Source organism: Pseudomonadales bacterium (assembly GCA_041395945.1).
GTDB lineage: Bacteria > Pseudomonadota > Gammaproteobacteria > Pseudomonadales > Azotimanducaceae > SZUA-309.
Genome location: JAWKZN010000002.1, coordinates 807,509 through 830,895 on the forward strand (window position 1 = coordinate 807,509; position 23,387 = coordinate 830,895).

At 61.2% G+C, this 23,387-nt stretch carries 17 protein-coding genes and 1 pseudogene; 10 read left to right on the forward strand and 8 right to left on the reverse strand.

All coding sequences use genetic code 11. The features are described 5' to 3' along the window. Positions 1–4 precede the first annotated feature (4 nt). The 5 genes from R3E82_20370 (at position 5) to R3E82_20390 (ending at position 7,485) form a co-directional block, all read left to right on the forward strand. Positions 5–682, forward strand: a complete 678-nt coding sequence (locus R3E82_20370) for a hypothetical protein (GenBank protein ID MEZ5553248.1) — start codon at positions 5–7, stop codon at positions 680–682. Beyond that, a complete protein-coding gene (locus tag R3E82_20375; protein MEZ5553249.1) occupies positions 675–1,712 on the forward strand; it encodes a 4Fe-4S dicluster domain-containing protein in 1,038 nt (345 codons plus the stop codon). Before R3E82_20370 ends, R3E82_20375 begins: the two co-directional genes overlap by 8 nt. Next, positions 1,709–4,642, forward strand: coding sequence for a molybdopterin-dependent oxidoreductase (locus R3E82_20380; protein ID MEZ5553250.1), 2,934 nt, complete (start codon positions 1,709–1,711; stop codon positions 4,640–4,642). The genes R3E82_20375 and R3E82_20380 overlap by 4 nt, the downstream gene beginning before the upstream one ends. Next, entirely contained in the window at positions 4,639–5,235 is a 597-nt protein-coding gene (locus R3E82_20385) for a molecular chaperone TorD family protein (GenBank protein MEZ5553251.1), read from the forward strand. Before R3E82_20380 ends, R3E82_20385 begins: the two co-directional genes overlap by 4 nt. A 102-nt stretch (positions 5,236–5,337) precedes the next feature. Next, positions 5,338–7,485 (forward strand): PQQ-dependent dehydrogenase, methanol/ethanol family, encoded by a 2,148-nt coding sequence (locus R3E82_20390; protein MEZ5553252.1) that lies wholly within the window; start codon positions 5,338–5,340, stop codon positions 7,483–7,485. Between the two features lie 19 nt (positions 7,486–7,504). Here R3E82_20390 and R3E82_20395 read toward each other — a convergent pair whose 3' ends face one another. Continuing rightward, positions 7,505–8,779 (reverse strand): aminotransferase class I/II-fold pyridoxal phosphate-dependent enzyme, encoded by a 1,275-nt coding sequence (locus R3E82_20395; GenBank protein MEZ5553253.1) that lies wholly within the window; start codon positions 8,777–8,779, stop codon positions 7,505–7,507. A gap of 221 nt (positions 8,780–9,000) precedes the next feature. Between R3E82_20395 and R3E82_20400 the strand changes: the two genes are divergently transcribed. Beyond that, positions 9,001–9,963 carry an IS5 family transposase gene (locus tag R3E82_20400; protein ID MEZ5553254.1) on the forward strand — a complete coding sequence of 321 codons (963 nt, stop codon included), beginning with the start codon at positions 9,001–9,003 and terminating at the stop codon, positions 9,961–9,963. A gap of 177 nt (positions 9,964–10,140) precedes the next feature. Continuing rightward, positions 10,141–12,864 carry a bifunctional acetate--CoA ligase family protein/GNAT family N-acetyltransferase gene (locus tag R3E82_20405; protein MEZ5553255.1) on the forward strand — a complete coding sequence of 908 codons (2,724 nt, stop codon included), beginning with the start codon at positions 10,141–10,143 and terminating at the stop codon, positions 12,862–12,864. A gap of 173 nt (positions 12,865–13,037) precedes the next feature. On the opposite strand, the pseudogene R3E82_20410 reads toward R3E82_20405, so the two are convergent. Next, positions 13,038–13,289, reverse strand: a pseudogene (locus R3E82_20410) (MFS transporter). Between the two features lie 124 nt (positions 13,290–13,413). Then, the gene (locus R3E82_20415) at positions 13,414–14,235 is read right to left on the reverse strand and encodes a phytanoyl-CoA dioxygenase family protein (GenBank protein MEZ5553256.1); all 822 of its coding nucleotides are present in this window, start codon (positions 14,233–14,235) and stop codon (positions 13,414–13,416) included. 134 nt (positions 14,236–14,369) lie between these two features. On the opposite strand from R3E82_20415, the gene R3E82_20420 reads away from it, so the two are divergent. The 3 genes from R3E82_20420 to R3E82_20430 all read left to right on the forward strand — a co-directional run bounded on the left by R3E82_20420 (position 14,370) and on the right by R3E82_20430 (position 17,349). Continuing rightward, complete coding sequence (locus tag R3E82_20420; GenBank protein MEZ5553257.1) at positions 14,370–15,827, forward strand: sulfatase; 1,458 nt, start codon at positions 14,370–14,372, stop codon at positions 15,825–15,827. Between the two features lie 96 nt (positions 15,828–15,923). Next, positions 15,924–16,889, forward strand: a complete 966-nt coding sequence (locus R3E82_20425) for a Coq4 family protein (GenBank protein ID MEZ5553258.1) — start codon at positions 15,924–15,926, stop codon at positions 16,887–16,889. A 52-nt stretch (positions 16,890–16,941) separates the two neighbouring features. Further along, positions 16,942–17,349, forward strand: coding sequence for a GFA family protein (locus R3E82_20430; protein ID MEZ5553259.1), 408 nt, complete (start codon positions 16,942–16,944; stop codon positions 17,347–17,349). A 4-nt stretch (positions 17,350–17,353) separates the two neighbouring features. Here the strand turns inward: R3E82_20430 and R3E82_20435 are convergent, their stop codons facing one another. From R3E82_20435 to R3E82_20455, 5 genes are all read right to left on the reverse strand, one after another. Next, the gene (locus R3E82_20435) at positions 17,354–18,454 is read right to left on the reverse strand and encodes a Glu/Leu/Phe/Val dehydrogenase (protein MEZ5553260.1); all 1,101 of its coding nucleotides are present in this window, start codon (positions 18,452–18,454) and stop codon (positions 17,354–17,356) included. 80 nt (positions 18,455–18,534) lie between these two features. After that, positions 18,535–19,515 (reverse strand): alpha-ketoacid dehydrogenase subunit beta, encoded by a 981-nt coding sequence (locus R3E82_20440; GenBank protein MEZ5553261.1) that lies wholly within the window; start codon positions 19,513–19,515, stop codon positions 18,535–18,537. Next, a complete protein-coding gene (pdhA, locus tag R3E82_20445; protein ID MEZ5553262.1) occupies positions 19,508–20,581 on the reverse strand; it encodes a pyruvate dehydrogenase (acetyl-transferring) E1 component subunit alpha in 1,074 nt (357 codons plus the stop codon). Before pdhA ends, R3E82_20440 begins: the two co-directional genes overlap by 8 nt. After that, positions 20,581–22,455 carry a hypothetical protein gene (locus tag R3E82_20450; GenBank protein ID MEZ5553263.1) on the reverse strand — a complete coding sequence of 625 codons (1,875 nt, stop codon included), beginning with the start codon at positions 22,453–22,455 and terminating at the stop codon, positions 20,581–20,583. The genes pdhA and R3E82_20450 overlap by 1 nt, the downstream gene beginning before the upstream one ends. A 10-nt stretch (positions 22,456–22,465) precedes the next feature. Beyond that, complete coding sequence (locus R3E82_20455) at positions 22,466–23,362, reverse strand: cytochrome c3 family protein (GenBank protein MEZ5553264.1); 897 nt, start codon at positions 23,360–23,362, stop codon at positions 22,466–22,468. Positions 23,363–23,387: the final 25 nt, after the last annotated feature.

The window sequence follows — 23,387 nt, forward strand, 5'->3', positions numbered from 1 at the left end:
AAAGATGATGCAGGCTCGGAACCTCTCCAGCATCCACACACTCCTCGATCCCGCAGCGGCGGGATGGTCCGATTTACCCCACACTTCCATCCCACTGATCCCAGCACCGCTGGGACTCCAACCCACCCCCTATCTGCGAGCCAGCTGGGCCGCGCAGAACTACGGCACGGTGGATACAGCGCACCTGGCCTGCGCCCACGATGGTCATCGAGCGATACTTCACCTGAGCTGGTCGTGTCCACAGCGCAGTCTCAAAGAAGGCGAGAACTTCCCCGACGCTGCCGCGATCGCCTTTCCGGTGCGTGGCCAACCAGCGCTCGTCACTATGGGCTCGGAGCACGCCCCGCTGCACATTCTTCAGTGGCAGGCTGGAATCGACGGTAGCCGTTCGGTACTCGCAACAGGCATCGGCTCCTCACGACCCGGACCGGGTATCGAATCCGACAGCCTCGCGGTGTGGAGCCAGGGCACCTGGCAGCTCTGCATCACGCGTTCGCTTGCGGCCGCCGAAGGCGGTGCGGTACTGACACCGGGATCCGTCACGCAGATTGGAATCGTGATCTGGAATGGCGCCAACAGGGAACGGGGCGGGATCAAGGCATTCTCCCTGGAATGGACAGCCATCGAGCTGGAAGCGTCCGCATCATCACTTCGCGTACAGGCCGGGAGCAGCCATGAGTAGCAGACAGATCGCGATGGTGATGGATCTGAACAAATGCGTTGGCTGTCACACCTGCAGCGTCGCGTGCAAGCGGTTGTGGACGCGCCGGGAAGGAATGCAGGGGATGTGGTGGAACACCGTGAACACGCAGCCGGGTCGGGGCAGCCCGCGCGACTGGGAATCCCTGGGCGGTGGATTCCGCGACGATGTCGCGCAGCCTGGAGAGCTGCCCTCCCAGAAGGATTTCGGAGAACCCTGGGAATACAAATCTGAGAAAATCTTTTACGAAGGCAATCCTGACTCAAGGCTGGCTCCCGAAGGCGGTGATCCCGACTGGGGCCCGAACTGGGATGAAGATCAGGGTGCCGGAGACTATCCGAACGCCTACTACTTCTATCTCCCGCGGATCTGCAATCACTGCACCCATCCGGCATGCCTCGAAGCCTGTCCCCGGGGAGCGATCGGGAAACGGGAGGAGGATGGAATCGTTCTCATCGATGAAGACCGCTGCCGAGGCTATCGCTTCTGTATGGAGGCCTGTCCGTATAAGAAGATCTACTTCAATACGGTCGAAGGGGTGTCACAGAAGTGCATTTTCTGCCTCCCCCGGGTGGAACAGGGTGTCGCCCCCGCCTGCGCACGACAATGCCCGGGTCGAGTGCGCTTCGTCGGCTACCTGGATGATCCCGAAGGACCCATTCACAAACTGGTTCATAAGTACCGTGTGGCCCTGCCCCTTCATGCGGAGTACGGCACCGGGCCGAACGTCTTCTACGTGCCTCCACTCTCACCACCGGGACTCGACGCGCAGGGCAATCCGACAGGGGTTGCCCGTATTCCCATTGACTACCTCGAATCACTGTTCGGACCGCGGGTACAGGAGGTGCTCGATCTTCTGCAGGAGGAGCGCACCCGGCGCCAGCGCGGAGAACCATCCGAGCTGATGGATCTGCTCATCTCACGTCGATGGCTCGATCTTTTTTCATCTCTCGACCGTCATCCGCGGGATGCGGCGCCTGTGCGGATCCTGGATCCGAGGGTCCGCACATGAGCACATCGTTCGATCGTCGTGATTTCCTGAAAGTCTCTACCGCTTCGGCACTGTCATTGATGCTGCCGAGTTTCCACGCTCGAACCGAAGCCAGTGTCTCCGCACTGCTGGACCAGCCTGCGCCCGCCTACACCTCCTGGATGGACGTGTATCGGGAACAGTTCACCTGGGACAGCGTGCATCGTGGCACACATCTGATCAACTGCTGGTATCAGTCCCATTGTGCCTGGGATGTCTACGTGAAGGATGGACTCGTGTTCCGGGAGGAACAGGCGGCAGAATATCCCCAGACCAATTCCGAGGTTCCCGACTTCAATCCCAGAGGCTGTCAGAAGGGGGCCTGCTTCAGTCAGCGCATGTACGATCCTGTCCGGGTGAAATATCCGCTGCGCCGGGTAGGTCCCCGTGGCGGAGGTCGCTGGGAACGTGTCAGCTGGGAAGAGGCTTTGCGTGACATTGCCAGTACCTACCTCGATGTCACTCTCGAAGAAGGTACCAACAAAACAATCTGGGATGTTGGTGCGAGCGGCTTGAACCTCGGTGCAACTCACGCCGGTCAGGCACGATTCGCCTCGCTGACGCGCTGCATCACGCTCGACCCCAATCCGTTTTCTGGAGATGGTCACAGGGGCGCTTATGAAACCTTCGGCAATTTCACCTGTGACAGGTCGATGGATGATTTCTTCTACTCGGACCTGATCCTGATCTGGGGTTCGAATCCCATCTACACATCGATTCCCAATGCGCATTTTCTGACCGAAGCGAGATACAACGGCACCCGCACCATCACGATTGCCCCGGACTACAGCCCGACCGCCACAAAGTCGGATCTCTGGATTCCGGTCAGGCCCGGCACGGATGCGGCGCTGGCGCTGGCTGTAGCCCACCTCCTGATCGAAGAGGGGCAGGTCAATGAAGCCTTCATGCGGGAGCAGACCGATTTCCCTCTGCTGGTCCGCCAGGATACCGGGCGGTTTCTCACGGAAAGGGATCTGCAGCCGGATGGCCGCAGCGATCGCTTTCTCTTTCTGGACAGCGGCAGCGACAGGGTCACGCCGGCGCCAGACGAGACTCTGCAGTTAGGTGAACGGGTGCCGGATCTCGACGTGAGGCGAACCATCCGCCTCGGCAATGGACAGGATGTAGAGGTCCGCAGTGTTTTCTCGATGTTGCGGGAACGTCTCCGCGACTACACGCCAGAGGCAGCCTCCGAACTCTGCGGTACCAGCCCGGAACTGATCCGTCGTTTCGCGAAGGACATCGCAGCGGCGCGGAACATGAGCAACGTGCCGGGCAGCAGCCTGTGCAAGTACTACCACGGAAATCTCACCGAGCGGGCGATCATCCTGATTTTCTGCCTTACCGGACAGATGGGCCGAAGAGGTGCGGGGTACTCGGGGTTCTCCCTGCTAAACAACGATGGCTGGGAGCGCTTCGTCTGGGGGCTGCGCTGGAAGGAGCGTGTCGGTCTGCTGGCAACTGTGGGGAAGATGCTGCTGCAGGCGAAGCTCAAGGGCCGCACCCGGGAATCCGTGTTCCACGATATCGGCCATCTCTGGTTCGGTAAACTCGGCAAAGGACTTCCGATACAGAATCCGGGCTCGCTGTTCTGGCACGTTCACGGTGGTATCTCTCGAAACGCCGATGAAGCAGACGCCTGGGATCCCTTTATGAAACGCCGTCCCAGCGAGTATCTGACACAGTCTCTGACCGAGGAATGGTATCCGCTCGAGCCTCCGCCCGATCAGCCACCGAGAATTCTCATCCATTACGTCTCGAATGCGCTGCGACGGGTTCGCGCGAGTGACCGGGTCATCGAAAATCTCTGGCCGAAACTGAAACTCGTCGTCACTGTGGACTGGCGCATGTCCTCGACAACCCGCTGGTCTGACTACATTCTTCCGGCCAGTACCTGGTATGAACGTACCGACCACAAATGGGTGACCCCTCAGGTGCCGTTTCATCACCTGACCACCCAGGCGACCCCACCACTTGGCGAGAGCATGAGTGACTGGAAGATCGTGGCGCTACTCGCGAAGGAGATTCAGAAACAGGCGCGACAGAGAGGGATCTCTGAGATCACCGCTCACGACGGAGAGACCGTCGACCTCGACAGGCTCTACGATGATCTGACAATGGACGGCCGGTTCAAAGAGGACGACGATGAAGCAGTCGCACGGGTCATCACCGAGACGTCCTCAAATCTCAATCACCTCGACTGGGATGAGCTGAAGGAAAAAGGATTCGGCCGCTTCCGCGGAGTCGGCGACAGTCCCACTTCGATCGGGAACATGGCGGAGATGAAAGATGACGAGACATTCGCTCCGTTCACCTTCCATGTTCGAGACAAACAGCCCTATGTGACAGCCACTCGCAGAATTCAGTTCTATCTGGACCACGATCTCTATCTGGAACTGGATGAGGCTCTGCCCCGGTATAAGGAACCCCCGGCAATCGGCGGCGACTATCCGCTGGTAATGACCGGAGGACACACACGGTGGAGCATCCACGGTGTGTGGCGGGACAATGAGATCATGCTGAGACTGAATCGTGGCGGACCGTTTCTGATCGTTTCCCCGGTTGACGCTGCTGAGCGGGGCATCGGTGACGGCGACTGGGTGAAAGTCTTCAACGACTTCGGTTCATTCAATGTGCGGGTAAAAACCTCGGATGCGTGCCGTCCCAGACAGACGCTGATGTATCACTCCTGGGAGACCTATCAGTTCGATTCTTCAGGAGATCCTCGACAGGTTTCTCCCACGCCCATCAACCCGGTGGAACTGGCTGGCGGACATCCGCATCTCCGGGTCGGGTATCTCGGTGGCCAGCCGAGCGGCTTTGATCGCGATACCCGCATTGAGATCAGGCCGCTGCAGTCCCAGGAGATCGCCTTGATGCGTGATGCCCGGGTAGTCGAGACAGCTGGATGATCGCCCCGACCCGGCCCTCGGAGGGCGACCTTCGATTGCAGTTCACACCCGCTACAGCAGCACAACGCAGTCTCATCTACCAGCAGCTTTGTGTCGCGTTCAGTTACCCGGACAGCGAATGCGAATCCGGCCTTGCTCTTCCGGATCGCGCGACCAACGCGGGTACCGTTTTTCTCGACGCATTCGATCCGGGAGTATCGAGCAGAGCCTGTTCGCTCCACGAGACCGATCATTGCGGAACGGAACGGACGGCGCTGTTCGAAGAGCTCCTGCGCTTTTACTCCTATTTCGGCCTTGCCCGTGCTGCGACGAGTGAACTGCCCGACCATCTGACAGTGCAGCTCGAATTCCTGCACTTTCTCAGCTTTCTTCAACACCGGACCGAGCAGAAAGGAGATTCAGCCGCACACATCATCTGTGCACAGTACGACTTCCTGACCCGGCATCTGCTGCGATTAGCCCGCGGAATCGTGGCCACATTCAACTGCGATGACCGCCACTACGCTGCTCTGGTTGCGGTGTTAGGCCAGTTCGTCGAGGAGGAATTCCTGCAACTGGGCTCTGAGCGTGCAGGATCATTGAATCGCAGCTGATCCGATGGGTTCACCCGAATGCCTTTGTGTGTAACCTGTGTCTCCGGTTTCCGGTGCTACCTGATTGTCGGGTAGCTCAGTTCACAGTCAGGTTGACCCGTCATGACCGCGGCCACATTCAGATACCTGCTGATTTCCTGTGCCTTTCTCGGCTCTTCCGCACTCGCCGCCGCTATCGATCAGAACCGTCTCAACGGAGCCGATTCCGAACCCGGCAGCTGGCTGACACACGGCCGAACCTACAGCGAAACCCGGGAAAGCCCGCTGTCTCAGATCAATCCCGACAATGTCAGCCGCCTGGGCCTTTCCTGGTATTTCGACACCAGCACACGACGCGGCCTGGAGGCCAGTCCGCTGGTGATCGACGGTGTTCTGTTCACCACCGGTGCCTGGAGCACGGTGTTCGCACTGAATGCAAAGACAGGCGCGCTCATCTGGTCATACGATCCCCGGGTCCCCAGAGCCTGGGGTGTGAACGCCTGCTGCGATGTGGTGAACCGGGGGGTGGCGGCCTGGGGTGATCTGATCTTCGTCGGCGCGCTGGATGGCCGGCTGATCGCGCTGGATCGGGCAACAGGCGCCGTGCGATGGGAGACTCTGACCATTGACCCGACGCGCCCTTACACGATTACGGGCGCGCCCCGGGTGGTGAAGGGCAAGGTCGTCATCGGCAATGGCGGCGCCGAGTACGGCGTGCGCGGCTATGTGTCTGCCTACGATGCCGAAACCGGCGCCCTCGACTGGCGTTTCCACACGGTGCCAGGGAATCCGGCGGAACCCTTCGAATCCGACACCATGCGGATGGCGGCTGCCACCTGGAGCGGTGATCTCTACTGGCAGGTCGGCGGCGGTGGCACGGTCTGGGATTCCATGGCCTACGATCCGGAACTGGACCTGCTCTACATCGGGGTTGGCAACGGGGCACCCTGGAATCGTCACATCCGCAGCCCCGGTGGCGGCGATAACCTGTTCCTGTCCTCCATCGTCGCCCTGGATCCGGACACCGGTGACTATGTCTGGCACTACCAGACGACCCCCGGGGACACCTGGGACTACACCGCCACCCAGCACATGATCCTCGCCGATCTGCCGCTGCACGGACAGACTCGAAAAGTCCTGATGCAGGCTCCGAAGAACGGCTTCTTCTACGTGCTTGACCGGTCGACGGGTGAGCTGCTCAGCGCCGAAAAATACTTCGACGCCGACTGGGCGAGTCATGTCGACCTGACCACTGGTCGCCCGGTGGAGACGGCCAGCGCCGATCACAGCAGGGAAATGCAGATCACCCGGCCCGCACCTTTCGGTGGCCACAACTGGCATCCCATGGCATTCAACCACGCCACCGGTCTGGTCTACATCCCCGCGCTGGGCAGCGCCGCACCTTACAGCACCGCATCCCGCTTCGACTATCTCCCCGGCGGCCACTGGAACACCGGGCAGGACGAGCCCTTCGGTTTTCCACTGCCCGAAGCCCTGCTGCAGGGCGTGGTTCGACGCCTGCTGACCGGCCACCTGCTGGCCTGGGATCCTGTCGCGCAGAAGGAAATCTGGCGCATCGAACACCCCACCACCTGGAACGGCGGCGTGCTGACAACCGTGACCGGACTGGTCTTTCAGGGCACTGGTGATGGCCGGCTGGTGGCCTACCGGGCGGATACCGGCGCAGAACTCTGGGCTTCGCCCACTCAAAGCGGCATCGTCGCGCCACCCATCAGCTATGAGATCGATGGCGAACAATTTGTCGCTGTGATGGCGGGCTGGGGCGGTGGCGCACCGGTAAACGTGAATATTCCGGATGCCGCACCCGGCAGAACCGGTCGGCTGCTGGTCTACCGGCTGGATGGCCAGCGCAGGCTGCCCGCCCCGGAACCGGCCCCGGCGCTGCTGCAGCCGCCACCGGCCACGGGTTCGTCTGAGCAGATCTCCCGCGGCCAGTCCCACTACGAACGGCATTGCGCCCGCTGTCATGGCGTCGGGCTCATCAGCAGCCGGCTGCTGCCCGATCTGCGCGATCTCGCAGCGGAGAAACACCAGATCTTCCGGGAAATCGTGCTCGACGGCGTATTCAGCAGCGCCGGCATGGTTGGCTTCAGCGATGTACTGAATGAAGCGCAGGTCGAAGACATCCAGGCCTATGTCCTCGATGCCGCCAAGGACCGGTGGGAAAATTCCCTGCAGCCCGCCTGGTGGCAGGCTGCGAAGGCAGGATTCATGGACAGGCTCGCGGGTGTGCTCGCCTGGTTTTTCTGATGCTGCAGGCCGGACTCTTTCAGCGCGAAGCCGCAAGAGCCTGGTCCAGATCCTCGAGAATGTCGTCTATTGCTTCGATACCCACCGACAGGCGAATGGCCTCCGGGGTGACGCCGACGGCTTTCTGTTCCTGCTCGGTCAACTGCCGATGGGTCGTGGATGCGGGATGGCAGGCCAGCGACTTGGCATCACCGATGTTCACCAGCCGCTTGAACAGTTTCAGCGCATCATAGAATTTCACCCCGGCTGCAAAGCCACCCTTCACACCGAATGTCATGATGCTCGACGCCCGGCCCTGCATGTAGCGCCGGGCCAGTTCGTGACAGGCATCGCCCGGTAATCCGGCAAATCTCACCCAGTCGACTGCAGCATGATTCTGCAGATGTTCTGCCACCGCCTGGGCGTTTTCGCAATGCCGCTCCATGCGCAGCGGCAGGGTCTCGATGCCCTGCAGCAGCTGGAAAGCATTAAACGGCGACAGCGCCGCACCCGTATTGCGCAGCGGTACGGTCCGCGCCCGGGCGATGTACGCGGCCGGACCCATGGCCTGGGTGTAAACCACCCCGTGATAAGAAGGCTCAGGGTTATTGATCGCCGTGTAGCGCTGCGTGTGCTCGGTCCAGGGAAACTTCCCGGAATCGACGATGATCCCACCCAGCGTGGTGCCATGACCGCCCATGTATTTGGTCAGCGAATGCACCACGATGTCGACTCCGTGGTCCACCGGCTTCAGCAGCACCGGGGTGGCCACGGTGTTGTCCGCAATCGTTACCACACCGTGGCTGCGCGCCATGGCGGCAACCGCAGCGATATCGACAATGTTTCCCGCCGGATTGCCGATGGTCTCGAAGAAGATCGCCCTGGTGCGATCATCGATCAGTTTCTCGAGCGCCTGTACCGAATCGTTCTCCGCAAAACGTACCTCGATACCCTGCCTCGGTAACATGTGCGCGAACAGCGTGTAGGTACCACCGTAGAGCTGCGGCACGGTGACGATATTGTCACCGGTCTCGGCAAGATTGAGGATCGCATAGTTGATTGCCGCGCTGCCTGCAGAGACCGCCAGAGCGCCGATGCCTTTTTCCAGCGCAGCCACGCGCTGCTCGAGCACATCGCAGGTCGGGTTCATGATCCGTGAGTAGATGTTTCCAGGGACCGCCAGATTGAACAGGTCCGCGCCGTGCTGGGCATTGTCGAACTCGTATGCGACTGTCTGGTAAATGGGTGTGGCGACCGCGTGGGTGGTTGGTTCGGTCTGATAACCGGCGTGCACGGCCAGGGTTTCGTCTTTCACGGCAGATCCTCGTAAGCGTGGGAACCGGGGATTGTGCCGGACCTGCGTGGCGGGGGCGAGTGATTCGCTGCCGAACACTGCAACAAACCCCTTGCGGCGCCCTGCCCGCGGTAATGAATCAGCAATGGCACTGATCGCCAAACAGGCTGCTAGGGAACCTCTGCACAAGTGCGTGCGGATGATTGATAATTCTCGCCAGGTTGTCGAGGTATTGGGAACTGATGAAGCAGACGACATTTGCATCGGCGGCGTGGGATCGCAAAGGCAAGTTGACGCGCCGCGAGCGGTTTCTCAGGGAGATGGACGCGGTGATCCCCTGGGCGCGGTTGATGAGCTTGATCGAGCCTCACTATCCGAAGGCGGGTGCTGGTCGGCATCCCCATCCACTGGAACGGATGCTGCGTGTCTACTTCATGCAGAACTGGTTCAACCTGTCGGACCCGCAAGCTGAGGACTCGCTGTACGACAGCGAGTCGATGCGGCGCTTCGCCGGGATCGAGCTCGCGGAAGATAAGATTCCGGACGAGTCGACGATCCTGCGGTTCCGGCATCTGCTGGAAGCCCATGATCTGACCGAGGCAATCTTCAACGAGGTGCGCAGCTTGCTCGAGGAACGGCATTTGCTGGTGAAGAGCGGGACCATCGTGGATGCCACGGTCATTGCCGCGCCGCCGTCGACGAAGAACGCCCAGAAGGCGCGCGATCCGGAGATGCGACAGGGCCGTAAGGGTAAGGACTGGCACTTCGGGATGAAGGCCCATGTCGGCACGGACCGGCGCGGCATCGTCCACAGTCTGACCACGACCCATGCGGGTGCTGCGGACATCACCCAGCTTCCGGATCTGTTGCATGGACAAGAGCGTGAGATCTTTGGCGACCAAGCCTACTGGAAGGAGGCGGATCGGCAGGCGGCCCTTGAGCGGGGTATCCGCTACCGGGTCAACCGTCGCGGCACCAAGCAGCGCCCGTTGACCGAGCACCAACGCTACCTCAACCGATGCCGTTCGAAGGCGCGAGCCCGAGGCGAGCACGCGTTCCATGTCGTCAAACGGCTGTGGGGCTTCAGCAAGGTTCGTTATCGCGGTTTGGCGAAGAACACGGTCCGGCTCTACACCGCGTTTGCGCTGGCCAACTTGTACATGCTCAGACGCAGGTTGTTGCCACGGGAGTGGTGTCTCTCGTGAACGGGATGATGGCCCGGAAGAGGCCGAAAACGGCCTCCAACAGAGCTTAACTGCGCGTTTTCCGCCTGAATTGCTGATGCTTCGAGCTAAATTCATCATTCCGGACCTCTACACACCTGCCTGTGCAGAGGTTCCCTAGAGTATCCGCTGTCCGCGAATCACCAGAAGGAAGTTGCCATGTCCATCCGGAACCTCGATGCGCTCTACAGACCCAGGTCGGTTGCGCTCATCGGCGCCAGCAGACGCCCCGGGTCCATCGGTTCCGTGGTCGCGCGCAATCTGCTGCACTCGGGATTCGATGGCCCGATTCTTCCGATACATCCGCGGCATCAGGCGATCGAAGGTGTGCTTGCCTATCCGGATGTCGCCAGCCTGCCGGTCACACCGGATCTTGCCGTCATCGCAACCCCCGCGGCGACCGTGCCCGGGCTGGTCGCCCAGCTCGGTGAGCGCGGTACCCGGGCGGTGGTGGTGATCAGTGCCGGATTCGGCACGCAACAGACTCTTGACGGAAAGAGTCTCAAGCAGGCCCTGCTGGATGCATCGAGACCCCATCTGCTGCGCATCGTCGGTCCCAACACCCTGGGGATTCTCTCGCCCAACCACGCGCTGAACGCGAGCTTCGCGCACCTGTCTCCGGATCCGGGTCATCTTGCCTTCGTGACTCAATCCGGCGCCATTGTTACCTCAGTCATCGACTGGGCGAAGTCCCGGGGCATCGGTTTCTCCCACCTGGTCTCCCTGGGAGATATGGCGGACGTCGATTTCGGTGACATGCTCGACTATCTGGCAGCCGATCCGAAGACCAGTGCCATCATGCTCTACATCGAAGGCATCAGGCATACGCGGAAGTTCATGTCCGCCGCCCGGGCCGCATCACGGGTGAAGCCCGTCATCGTCGTCAAGGCCGGACGTCACCCCGAAGGGGCCAGAGCAGCAGCCTCCCATACCGGTGCGCTGGCTGGTGCCGACGCCGTGTACGATGCCGCCTTCCGCAGGGCCGGCATGCTGCGCGTCACCAGTCTCGAACAGCTGTTCACCGCAACAGAGACCCTCGCCGATGTGAAACGACCGCGCGGTGACCGGCTCGCCATCATCACCAATGGCGGCGGCATGGGTGTGCTGGCAACCGATGAGCTGCTGCTCCAGGGCGGTCGCCTGGCAACGCTGTCAGATGCGGCTGTGACAGCGCTCAACGGGGTGCTGCCCGTCATCTGGTCGAAGCGCAATCCCGTCGACATCATCGGCGATGCCCCTCCCGAGCGGCTCGCCGAAGCAGTTCGCGTTCTCCTCGAACATGCGGCCGATTTCGACGCCCTGCTGATTCTCAACTGTCCCACGGCAGTTGCCTCGGCCAGAGACTGCGCCGAAGCGGTGGTGACAGCGACACAGGGTGCCCGGGCCGGCATTCCGCTACTGACCGCCTGGGTTGGCGAGGAAACCGCCCGCCACGGGCGCAGCGTGCTGAACGATGCCGGTATCGCCACCTACGACACACCGGGACACGCAGTCAGCGCTTTCATGCAGCTGGTGAACTACGATCGCAATCAGCGTCTGCTCATGGAAGTGCCGCCCTCTGTTCCCGTCGAATTCGAACCCGACATCGACAGAGTCACCGGAGTACTCGACAGGCAATCCGGAACAGGTGCCGACCTGTGGCTGTCCGAAGCGGATGCGAAGGAGATCCTCGAAGCCTACGGCATACCTGTAGTGCAGACTTATGTGGTGACCACGCCGGAACAGGCCGGCCGCGTTGCCGAAGACATCGCCGGACCGGTCGCTCTGAAAATTCTTTCCGCCGATATCACACACAAATCGGACTCCGGCGGAGTGATCCTAGATCTCCAGGGGGCAGATGCGACCACCCGGGCCGCCGAGCGGATGCAGACCCAGATCGCCAGCGCCATACCCGAAGCCGTGCTCTCCGGTTTCACAGTGCAACCGATGATCCATCGGCCAGGCGCGCATGAACTGATCGTAGGCATGCACCTGGATGAGCAGTTCGGACCGGTGCTGCTTTTCGGACAGGGCGGTACCGCGGTAGAAGTCATCAATGATCGGGCTCTCGGACTGCCGCCATTGAACATGCGTCTGGCCCGGGATCTGATCGAGAACACCCGGGTGTCGCGACTGCTTCACGGCTACCGCAACCGTCCCGCCGCAGATATGGACGCCATCGCCATGGTGCTGCTGCGTCTCTCACAGCTCGTTGTGGATTTCCCCGAGCTGGTCAGTCTGGATATCAATCCCCTGCTCGCGGATGAGCGCGGCGTGATCGCGCTGGACGCCCGCATCCTGCTGGCTTTCGAAAGACGTTCCGGGCATTCGAACCCGTTTCAGGGCACCGATCATCTGGCCATCCGTCCCTATCCGAAAACACTCGAGACAACGCTCACCCTGGACAGCGGCAGAACCTTTCATGTGCGGCCGATCCTGCCGGAGGACGAACCCGCACTGCTCGCCAGTTTCCGTAATCTCAACCCGGAGGAAATCCGCTTCCGGTTCTTAAGCCCGATGAAAGCACTGACTCATCAGCTGGCCGCCCGCCTGACCCAGATCGACTTCGATCGCGAAATGGCCCTGGTGCTGACCCTGCCTGGCACACCGGGCACCACGGAGATCTATGGAGTCGTGAGAATCGCAGCGGATCCTGACAACGAGCAGGCGGAATTCGCCGTGATCATACGACATGATGTCACCGGACTGGGTCTGGGCACCCGGCTCATGCAGCAGATCATCGCCTATGCGCGCTCCCGCGGTATCCACAGCCTGTGGGGCATCACCCTCAAGGACAACAGGGCGATGCGCGGACTCGCAAAGATGCTGCAGTTCACGGAGCAGCAGGATCCGGATGATTCAACACTGGTGAGGATGTCGCTGGATCTGACGGTCAGCGAATAGCGCGACAGCAGAACTATCGGAACCAGATAAAACACCGTGATCCCGATGCCATCCGTGAACGCGAGACGAAACAGCGTGTCCGCATCGATTTCCCCAGGCCGGGTACCGCGGGGAAAACGCACCACGATGCCGAAGACCCTGTAGTTCGACAGCACCAGAAGACCATTTTCGTTCTCAGCTGTGGCCGGAAAAACGAAGCTGTACATGAGAAAGATGAAGATGATGCCGCCAACCCAGCCCACCATGATTCGACAGGTGATGATCGACGTGCGCTCCCGATAGTCTTCAGACAATTCTGCCGCTACCGCATTCCAGGGCACAGCGAAAGAGGTGAACGCCACCCGGACACCCAGTGTAAAGACCAGCATCCAGCCGGTAAGAAAGGTGACCGACGCGCCCTCCGGTGGACTCAACAGAAAATACATCGACACGCAGACCCACAGTTTGATGCTGACCGGTACAGCCCTGACGTGGGCGGGCACGTCGGAAATTTACTTCCATGGAGTTGTTACCGGCTGGTGGACGGGGCGCAGACCTGAGATCAACCGACTACGGATGTTCGTGTATCAGATACTGCCGGTCAGGATCGTTCTGTGGTGCAGGCGAGTCTCCGTCCCCCTGCAATGTCATGGCGCCATCGAGCGCGTACTGCAGGATGTAGGACTTGCGAACTGCATCTGTCAGATTCGGCCCGGTGCGGTGGGGTGTGAGAGAAGAGAACACGACCACGTCTCCGGCACGTGCCGGTACCGCCACGGCACTTTGCGGCGATGTCAGGCACTCCCTGCCGAGTGGGGCGTTTCTGTGCAGCAGCGTGCCGTAGCGGTGCAGGCCCGGGACCACCCACGGACAGCCATTGTCGAGCGTGGCATCTGTCAGGGCGACCCAGCAGGTCAGATACTGCTGAGGCCGGGTGAAGGTGTAGCCATTGTCCTGATGCCAGGGAAATTCGTCCGGATTACCGGGTTTCTTGTAAACGGCCTGATCCCAGTAGAGACGACAGGGTGTGCCCATGGTGTCGTGGCACAGTTCCTGGAAAACCGGATGGCGACTGAAAGCCTTGAGTACTGCAGAACGCAGCACCAGATGAATGGTAAACGTGATGGCATCTGCCCGGGCGATGTAGAGCTTGCCGCCAAATCGGTCACGCAGCATCTGTGTGTATTCCGCTTCGATAGGATCGATGGCATGGATCACCGCCTCCATCTCTTCTGGCGTAAAGGCGTTTTCGACCAGCACAAAGCCTTCTTCGTCATACTGGCGTGCCTGAGCTGCGCTCAGCCGTCGATAGGGACCATCGCAGGTCTGCCATCCGAAATCCCTGTTGCGGGGGTCCAGTTCGAAGTTGCGATCAATCCGATTCGTGTGCATCGATTACCGTACTGGTATCAGGACGCCCTATGCATAGTAAAATACTCTCCGGCCAGCGACCAGCGAGTCGATGAGTCAGATTTCAGGAGCAGACACACGCGGAAGCATAACGTCTCCAGCAGGGCAGATTACTGATGCGCATCCTCTATATCGACATCGACACGCTGCGCCCCGACCACCTGGGCTGCTACGGGTATCACCGTGCCACGAGCCCGAATATCGATGCGCTCGCTCAGAAAAGCGCCGTGTTCAACAACGTTCATGCGTCGGATGTGCCCTGTCTGCCAAGCCGGACCGCCTTACTTACCGGAAGATTTGGTATCCACAACGGGGTCGTCAACCACGGCGGCACCGATGCCGATCCAGTGATTGACGGCGCCGGACGGGAATTCTGGTCCAGGCTGCAGATCGACAGTTTCCCCTCGCGCCTGAAACGCGCCGGTCTGAAAACCACCAGCATCAGTTCCTTCGCCCAGCGCCATTCCGCCTTCCACTGGTACGCGGGCTTCGACGAGGCCTACAACGTCGGCAAGTACGGACTGGAAACCGCGGATGAGGTCTTCGCGATCGCCTCGGACTGGCTCCAGCGCGAGGGTGGCCGGGACAACTGGTTTCTCCACGTGCACATGTGGGATCCGCACACGCCCTATCGCGCTCCGGCCTCCTATGGAGACCCTTTCACCGACGATCCCCTGCCCGAATGGCTGACCGAGCAGGTCCGACAAACCCACTGGGCCGGTTGCGGACCCCACTCCTCCCGGGAGTGTAATGGCTTCGCGCCGAAACAGAAGCTGCGCGCCCGGTTCCCGAGGCAACCCCAGGAAGCACCGGACATGGCGGCGGTTCGGCAGATGTTCGATGGCTACGACACCGGCGTACTGATGGCCGACGACTATGTGGGCCGGATCCTGAACCTTCTGGCCGATCTGGGCGTGGAGGAAGAGACCGTTGTCATGCTGAGTTCAGACCACGGCGAAACCCTTGGTGAACTGAACGTATACGGCGACCATCAGACCGCGGATCAGATCACCACACGGGTGCCGCTGATCCTGCACTGGCCGGGAAAGGTACCGGTGGGCCGATTCGAAGCGCTGCACTATCAGGTGGATGTTTCCGCCACTCTCCTCGACCTGCTCGGCCAGGAGGTACCCGATTCCTGGGACGGCCGGAGCTTCGCGAAAGCACTCGAGACGGGTACAGACGGGGGTCGTGACACGCTGGTGCTGTCACAGGCGGCCTGGGCCTGCCAGCGTGGTGTGCGCTTCGACGACTGGCTCTACCTGAATACCCGTCACGATGCCTTCCACCTGTATCCGGACCACATGCTCTTCAATCTGCGTACCGACCCGCATCAGCAGCAGGATCTCGCGGAGCAGGAGACAGATCAGCTCACACACGGACAGACACTGCTCGCCGGGTGGCTGGCGGAAAACATCGCCGGTGCAGCGAGAGGGCGCGATCCCCATGATAATGTCATGAAAGAAGGTGGCCCTTATCATGTGCGCGGCCAGTTACCCGAATACCTGAAACGCCTGCGAGCAACCGACCGGGGCGATCTCGCCGAGCGTCTGGAGGCAAAGTGGCCACAGTAGCAGGGTCGCCGCGCAGAAAGCCGATCACCATCGCGCCGGGACTGCTTCCCGACTCGTCCTGAATCCCGCAGATACACTTCTCACAGGAGCCTCCCCATGAACACAGAACAGCTCATCGCCACTCTGCGCCCCCTGGCAGTCCGCCCCACAGAGCAGAGTCTGCGATCCGCCGTTGCCGCCGCGCAGAACAGCTCCGAAACAGGGCAGCAGGCGGTCTGCGGCGCAATGATCTGGACAGCGTTTGCCGCACCCGCCGCAACCGCTGCCGTTTATGACGTGCTGACCAGCGCCTGGCTGGGCACTGAACATGCGAGCCCCGGGTCGGGAGACGGCCTCGACGCTCCGGAGGCCCCACTCACCCACAGCTTCTGGCGGGAATTCGCCAACGCAGTCGCAGATGCCGAGCAGGGTTACGACGCAGCCTCCATCACCGCCCGGGTCGCCGCTCTGGGAGGGGCAGTGGATGCACGGTTTCACGAGCTCGCCGAGCAGGCGGCGAGACAGCATCCCGGTGTGACCGATGCCGCGCAGCGTGAAATCCCGCCCCTGCTCAAGCTCACCGATCTGGCCCGCTGCCCGGAAGGCAGCCTCGCCGCCGATCTCTATCACATGCTGGTGAACAACGGCTACGACGCGGAGGTGCTGGACCGGGAAGCCATCGGCCTGGCCAATCTGCCTCCGGCACTGGGCTACACGAACACACGCATTCTGCAGATGCATGACATCTGGCATCTGGTTGCCGGTTATCAGACAACGTCACTGCACGAGATCGCCATTTCTGCATTTCAACTGGCGCAGTTCGGACACAACTACTCTGCGATGTTTCTGGCAACCGTGGCCACTATCAGTCAGTCCCGCGCAGCCACCGGTTTCAGCCTGCTTCTGCAGAATATCTGCGAAGCCTGGCTGCACGGCCGCAACACACCTTCCTTCATGGATATCCCATGGGAAAAGGAATGGCGACAACCCGTCAGCGAACTGCGCGCACGCCATGGGATAGAGCCCTTCAAAGGCAGTTTCCCCGCCGATCTGCTGGAGCAGTTGAAAGCAGCCGCTGCCTGAGCCTGATCGAGCTGCAACCGGGAACCCGAACGACAGATAAGAGGAGATCAACATGGCAATCACAGGCCAATGTCTTTGCGGCGAGATCAGGTACCAGATCGAGAATCCGCCCGCCGTAACCGGTGTGTGCCACTGTAAGAACTGCCAGCGACAGGCCGGATCAGCGTTTTCCACCCTGGCCGGTGTACCGAAGACGGAGTTCACACTCACCGCAGGGAGACCCAGGCTCTACGAGGACTCAGCCACCACGAGCGGCAACACCGTGCAGCGTTTTTTCTGCGGCACCTGCGGCTCGCCCATCTACTCCGCCGTTCCCGGACAGCCCGACGTTGTGTATCTGAAGACCGGCACCCTCGATGACACCAGTACCTTCAAACCCCAGTTCCAGGTCTGGTGCGACAGCAAACAGAACTGGGTAACCCTCGTGCCCGGTGTCCCCGCGCTCGCTCAGCAGGGTTAGACCTTCAGGTTCGGAACGACATCGCCCGCAGCACCCGCTCCCGGGCGATTGCCAGAGCCGCTTCACGCGGCAGACCGCCCTGCTCAGCCATCCGTTTCAGTATCTGTGTGGTGTTGGTGCCGATCCGCTGTCTGATCGTCTCCAGAGCCTGGGCTTCGCTGCCACCGTGATACTCCACCGCTGCGCATATCACACCACCGGCGTTCGCAACGAAGTCGGGTAACACCAGTATCCCACGCTCGGCGAGTATCTTTTCGGCACCTTCGGTGGCGGGTATGTTTGCACCTTGCGCAACGATCTTTGCATCGATTCGTGCGGCGTTCTCTTCAGTGATCACATCCGGCCGCGCGGCGGGAATCCAGATCTCGCAGGGAACCGCAAGCAGCTCGTCCGCTGCCAGCGTGCTGCCCTGGTCGCTGCTCGCCACCGACTTTCCGGCCACTTTGAGTTCAATCAGCTTCTCGATATCGAAGCCGGTTTCACAGATCCGCGCACCACCGCTGTCTGACACAGCCACAAGGCGTGCGCCGCTGTGCTGCAGAAAACGCGCCGCGTGCTGACCGACCGAGCCGAACCCCTGCACCACCACCCGGGCTCCAGCCATATCCAGATCACAGAATGGCCGCGCCGCCTCCACCGCGGCAGCCAGGCCGAGACCCGTTGCCCCGATCTCATCGAGCGGAATTCCACCGATCTCCCGCGGCAGTCCCACCGCGCGACCGATCACGCTTTTCACCTGGGCCATGGAAACTTCGTTAGTGCCCATGTCCGGTCCCGGAATGTAGTCGTGCACATCCGCAATGGCCCGGGCGAACGCCCGCAGGAGCCGCGTCTTGTCCTCGTGGGGCATCGAGGGGTCCGCGGCGATCACGGACTTGCCGCCACCATGGGCGAGTCCTGCCATGGCGTTCTTCAGTGTCATGGCACGCGCCAGCCGGAAGCACTCCCGCGCATCCACATCCACCGCCATACGCACACCGCCGATGGCGGGACCCGCGGCAACATTGTCCACTACGAGAATGGCACGCAGACCCACAGACGGTTCATAGAGTTCGATGACCTTCTCGGGGCCCAGATCATCCGTAAACTGGAATTCGGTTGTCACGACAGCGCCTCCCGCTGGTTACTGATGTGTGTCGCCCGTCTGCCGACCCTGGATTCGCCACCCGGGCAGTTCGCCTTTCGTCAGCCCTCGTCCAGACTGGCGCGCACTGCGGCGACGATGCGCGCGGCATCCGGCAGGTAGTAGTGTTCCAGACGCGACAGCGGCATCACCGTGTCGTAACCGGTAACCCGGGTCACCGATCCTTCGAGATCAAACACACCCGCATCTGCGATGAGCGCCGCCACCTCCGCACCGAATCCGCCAGTGCGCGCGGCCTCATGCACGATCACCGCATGGCCGGTGCGGCTGACAGACTCGAGGATTGTGTCACCGTCGAGGGGTTTCAGGGTGCACAGGTCAATGACCTCGGCTTCTATGCCTTCCTGGGAAAGTTCATCAGCAGCCGCGAGGGTTTCTTTCAGCATCGCACCCCAGGAGATCAGGGTTGCATGGCTGCCTGCACGCAATACCCGGCAGACGTCCAGGGGCATCGCAACACCGTCATCTTCGAAAGATTCCTTCGCGGTCCGATACAGGCGTTTCGGTTCGAGAAACACCACCGGATCCGGATCCCGAATCGCGGCCAGCAGCAACCCATAAGCCGCCTTCGGCGACGACGGGATCACAACACGCAGCCCGGGAATGTGCGCAAACAGGGCTTCCGTGCTTTCCGAATGATGTTCCGGCGCATGTACCCCGCCGCCATAGGCCGCGCGCAGCACCATGGGACAGGACAGACGTCCGCGGGTGCGGCTGCGCATTCGACCCGCGTGATTGATCATCTGATCCAGCGTCGAATAGATGAAACCCATGAACTGGATCTCAGCGACGGGCCGAAAGCCCTGCACGGCCAGCCCGACCGCCATACCGGCAATGAGGGTCTCGGCCAGCGGTGTGTCGAAAACCCGCCGGGGCCCGAAACTCTGCAGCAGGCCTTCGGTTGCCCGAAACACCCCGCCTATGACACCCACATCTTCGCCCAGCAGCAGTACCCGCTCGTCTTCCGTCATGGCCCGCTTCATGGCCAGATTCACCGCAGCAAGCAGACTGTGCTCAGTCACTGCCGCCCCCGGCCGCCAGCAGTGCTTCGCGCTGTGCGCGCAGCGGTACCGGCAGTTCCGCGTACAGAGAGTCGAACATGGACTCGGGCGCCTGGGGTGGCGTCGCGAGATAATCCTCGGCTGCACGATCGACTTCAGCTTCGCAACGCGCGATCAGTTCGGCTTCCTGACCCTCACTCCACTCGCCCTGCGCGGTGAGATAACTGCGCAATCTGCGGATCGGATCCTGTTCCCGCCACTCTTCAACTTCCGCATCGCTTCTGTAGCGACGGGCATCATCCACCGTAGTGTGGTCGCCGAGCCGATAAGTGAGGCACTCGATCAGCCGGGGGCCCGAACCAAGCCGTGCGTCAGCCAGCGCGCCTGCCATCACACTGGCCACGGCGATGACATCGTTGCCATCCACCTGTTCACCCTCGAATCCGGCCGCGATGGACTTCTGCGCAAGACTGGCTGCGGCAGTCTGTTCACGCCGCGGGGTGGAGATCGCCCACTGGTTGTTACTGACGACAAATACCAGCGGCAGATCCCAGAGCGCGGCGACATTCATTGCTTCATAGAAGTCACCTTTGGATGTAGCGCCGTCGCCGAACATGCAAACCGCAACCCGAGGTTCGCCGCGCAACTTGAAGGCCAGAGCCACTCCTGCCGCGTGGGGAGCATGTCCACCCACGGTGATGCTCACCGGAAAATCCTCTCGCGGAACCGCAAAGTCGGATCCGCGCTCGTCGCCACCCCAGTAAAGAAACAGCTCCGTCAGTGACACGCCGCGTTTGAGTTGAACCGCGTGCTCACGGAAGGAAGGCAGGAGCACATCTTCACTGGACATGGCATGACCAACACCGACCCCGATGGCTTCCTGGCCCAGCAGCGAAGCGTAGGTACCCAGTCGGCCGGTGCGATGCAGCTCGATGGCTTTTGCGTCAAAAACCCGGGCTCGCACCATGTCGCCGTAGAGGCCATGCAGTATCTCGGGTCTGGACAGCTTTTCAGGCAGATCCTGGAGCGGCCGGCCATCGCGATCGAGAAAGGCCGTGTGCCGGACCTCTGGCCCAGCCGCTGTCATCACCAGCGCAACCCGATGGACATCTCCCAGATGTCCGCGTCGAAGGATTCGAAGTCTTCGTTGTAGTCGATGTTCCGGTAGTTCATACCCAGGCTGTAGATCGGTGTCAGTCGCACATCCACACCGAGCCGGGCATCATCACGGGACACTTTGAAGCTGCCGTCATTTTCGTACTGACGGTAGCTGCCGAGCAGATCGACCCGCTCCAGCAGATGCCAGCGCAGGGTGCCATCCCAGAAATCCGAATCTGCCGAGTAGCTGATGGGAAACAGTAACTGTCGTGTTCCGGCCTGCACCTGCTGATCGATGCTCCGATCCAGATCCACGAACGAAGCGCCAACCGACACGGAGAGCACATCCATGCTGTAGGTCAGACGCAGATCGGCCTGTTCACTCTTCGCTTCCCAGCCGGAATCATCGTTTTCATGCTTACGCCAGGCGTACGCGGCGCTCACACCCAGACCATTGTCCCAGCGATAGGCAGCACGCAGACGGTAGCGGCGGCTGTCGGTAGGCGATGACAGTGTGAAAGGATCATCGATGCTGTTGTCTTCCGCGCTGAAACTTGCGGAGAACGCATTTCCAGGTCGATAGGCCACCACCAGGTAGTAGCCGTCTGCCTGAGTCTCTTCGTCTGCGCTGCGGCCCAGACCATCGGTTGACTGATCGTAGTCGGTGTCACGCTTCTGAGTGGTCCAGCCGCCACTGACCGTCCAGTCATCCCGCAGTACGGCCTCCATACCGAGGGCGAAGGTGGTGTTGTCGATCTTCCAGTCGCTCACACCCGTTGACGAAGCGAAATCAAGATCAGTGTCCTGATCGAGATGCTGATCCCGGATGCTGGCCGTGAGCCGCAGACGCCCGGTGAGCGCATAACCGGTGCTGAGGTAGACCTGGCGGATGGTTCGATTCGATGCGCCATCCGCAGCCAACGGCGTGGGCAGAGGGTTGCCAAGGTAGTCGAGACCGATCACCGACTCCACCGCGTCCACATCCATGTCCAGATCGGCGTAGAGCACGTCTGCCTGCACATCCCAGCGATCGGTGGGCCGCAGGGTCAGGCCTGCCTGGGTCTCCCGGCTGTCATAGCCATAGGGCTGCTCCAGAAAGAAGCTGTCCAGCCGGGTAGGTGCTCCAGGCGCCGAACCTTCCGATGCCCCCGGAAGAAAAATATGCACGTCGTTGTCAAACTGGCGCCAGCGCTGATTCACCTGCACGGACGCCCGGTTCCAGTCGTAGACCAGACCGATGTCGTAGTTCTGCAGAGTTTCATCGATGGACTGATCCATCTCGAATTCTTCGCGGGAGAGATCGAGCACCGTGGTGCGATCCCCCTTCTTCGTGTACTGATCGAAGCCAACCAGCAGTTTCGCCTGGTCGGTCAGCTGGACATCGAGATCGGCCGAATCCCGGATGCGCTGAAAATCGAAGTGGTGATAGTCGCCGCCGTTCGACCGGGTGGCACTCTCGTCCGCCGGGTCGAGGAAGATGTCCTCATAGAAGTAGTCGGACTGGCTGCGCTCGTAGGTGAAGCGATAGCTGCCGTATTTGCGCACACCCAGGCGCAGACTCTGATAGGGATCGCCGCCCAGGCCGCTGGCGGCAGCTTCTATCCGATCGGGTACCGTGGAACCGGTGCCTGCCGGTTCGTAGACGAACCCGAAATCAAAAAGTCGAGCACCACTGTCCAAATTCACCTGCTGTTTGAACTTCGCGTCATCCCCAGCCACGCTCACATTCCGGCCACCCACCGAAAGATGACCGCTGATCGGATCCGCCGCATCCGCCATGCCGCCGGTAACTGCCGCCCAGCAGCCCACCAGCAGAGTCGCAATAGTCTGCAGTCGCTGACCGGGTGGGTGTGACATATCCATGATCATTTCCTCAGCGCAGGAAGAGGCGATCCAGGTTCGAGCCGTGAATGGTTACATGGCAGTTGGTACAGACCGTGCTCTCATCGAATCGTGGCGGGGCGGTGGGAGAAAATCCCGCGTGGAACTGGGGTACCTCCGCGTGACAGCTGTAACACAGGGCGCCAACCTGCTGGATGCTGAGCATGTGACGGTTCGGACTGCCGTGAGGATCGTGGCAGGCACCACAGCCATCGACCCGGGAAGCAGCATGTTCGAATACGAAAGGCCCTTCCATATCGGCGTGGCAATCGCTGCATACAGACTGTTTAAAGCCGCCCAGCTCCATGCCCAGACGGGGATTGTGCGGATCGTGGCAGGACGTGCAGGCTACAGAACCTTCCGCCAGACGGTGTCGCTCGTTGAATGCGAACTGGGTAAAAGTTTCCTGGTGACACTCGAAGCACAGACTCGAGCCGGGCGTCAGGCCCTGCAGATCTACCGGCAGTACCGCCCCGTCATCTAGCGGACTTTTTTTTTGAGCGTGTATGCCATGACAGCTCGCGCAGGTGATTCCGGCGGCTGTGTGCGCGTTGCGCTCCGTCGTGTGGGCCTTTGCATGACAGCCAGCGCAGACGGCGTCCTGCTCTGCCGGGGGTTCGGTGCTGAAGGTCCGGATCGTTGCCGCGCTGGGTGCGGCAAGGTGTGCGGCGCCATCGCCATGACAGCCTGCGCAGGCAACGCCCAGCTTGCCATGAGGCATGGATGCCAGCGACTGTGCGGCCTGGGCATGGCAGGCGGCGCAGGGTGCGTCGGCTGCCTGTACGGAGATCGCCAGCCACGACGACAGGCCGAGACCGAGGCTCCACACAAACATTCTGATCTGATTCTGCATGTAATCAGCCTCGCCCAGCGGCATAGTGATCGTCATCCGGAATATTACCTACTAGCGCAGC

Coding starts and splice junctions, on each gene's coding strand:
- R3E82_20370 (MEZ5553248.1), top strand. CDS start 5: ATGATGCAGGCTCGGAACCTCTCCAGCATCCACACACTCCTCGATCCC.
- R3E82_20375 (MEZ5553249.1), top strand. CDS start 675: ATGAGTAGCAGACAGATCGCGATGGTGATGGATCTGAACAAATGCGTT.
- R3E82_20380 (MEZ5553250.1), top strand. CDS start 1,709: ATGAGCACATCGTTCGATCGTCGTGATTTCCTGAAAGTCTCTACCGCT.
- R3E82_20385 (MEZ5553251.1), top strand. CDS start 4,639: ATGATCGCCCCGACCCGGCCCTCGGAGGGCGACCTTCGATTGCAGTTC.
- R3E82_20390 (MEZ5553252.1), top strand. CDS start 5,338: ATGACCGCGGCCACATTCAGATACCTGCTGATTTCCTGTGCCTTTCTC.
- R3E82_20400 (MEZ5553254.1), top strand. CDS start 9,001: ATGAAGCAGACGACATTTGCATCGGCGGCGTGGGATCGCAAAGGCAAG.
- R3E82_20405 (MEZ5553255.1), top strand. CDS start 10,141: ATGTCCATCCGGAACCTCGATGCGCTCTACAGACCCAGGTCGGTTGCG.
- R3E82_20415 (MEZ5553256.1), bottom strand. CDS start 14,235: ATGCACACGAATCGGATTGATCGCAACTTCGAACTGGACCCCCGCAAC.
- R3E82_20420 (MEZ5553257.1), top strand. CDS start 14,370: ATGCGCATCCTCTATATCGACATCGACACGCTGCGCCCCGACCACCTG.
- R3E82_20425 (MEZ5553258.1), top strand. CDS start 15,924: ATGAACACAGAACAGCTCATCGCCACTCTGCGCCCCCTGGCAGTCCGC.
- R3E82_20430 (MEZ5553259.1), top strand. CDS start 16,942: ATGGCAATCACAGGCCAATGTCTTTGCGGCGAGATCAGGTACCAGATC.
- pdhA (MEZ5553262.1), bottom strand. CDS start 20,581: ATGACAGCGGCTGGGCCAGAGGTCCGGCACACGGCCTTTCTCGATCGC.
- R3E82_20450 (MEZ5553263.1), bottom strand. CDS start 22,455: ATGGATATGTCACACCCACCCGGTCAGCGACTGCAGACTATTGCGACT.
- R3E82_20455 (MEZ5553264.1), bottom strand. CDS start 23,362: ATGACGATCACTATGCCGCTGGGCGAGGCTGATTACATGCAGAATCAG.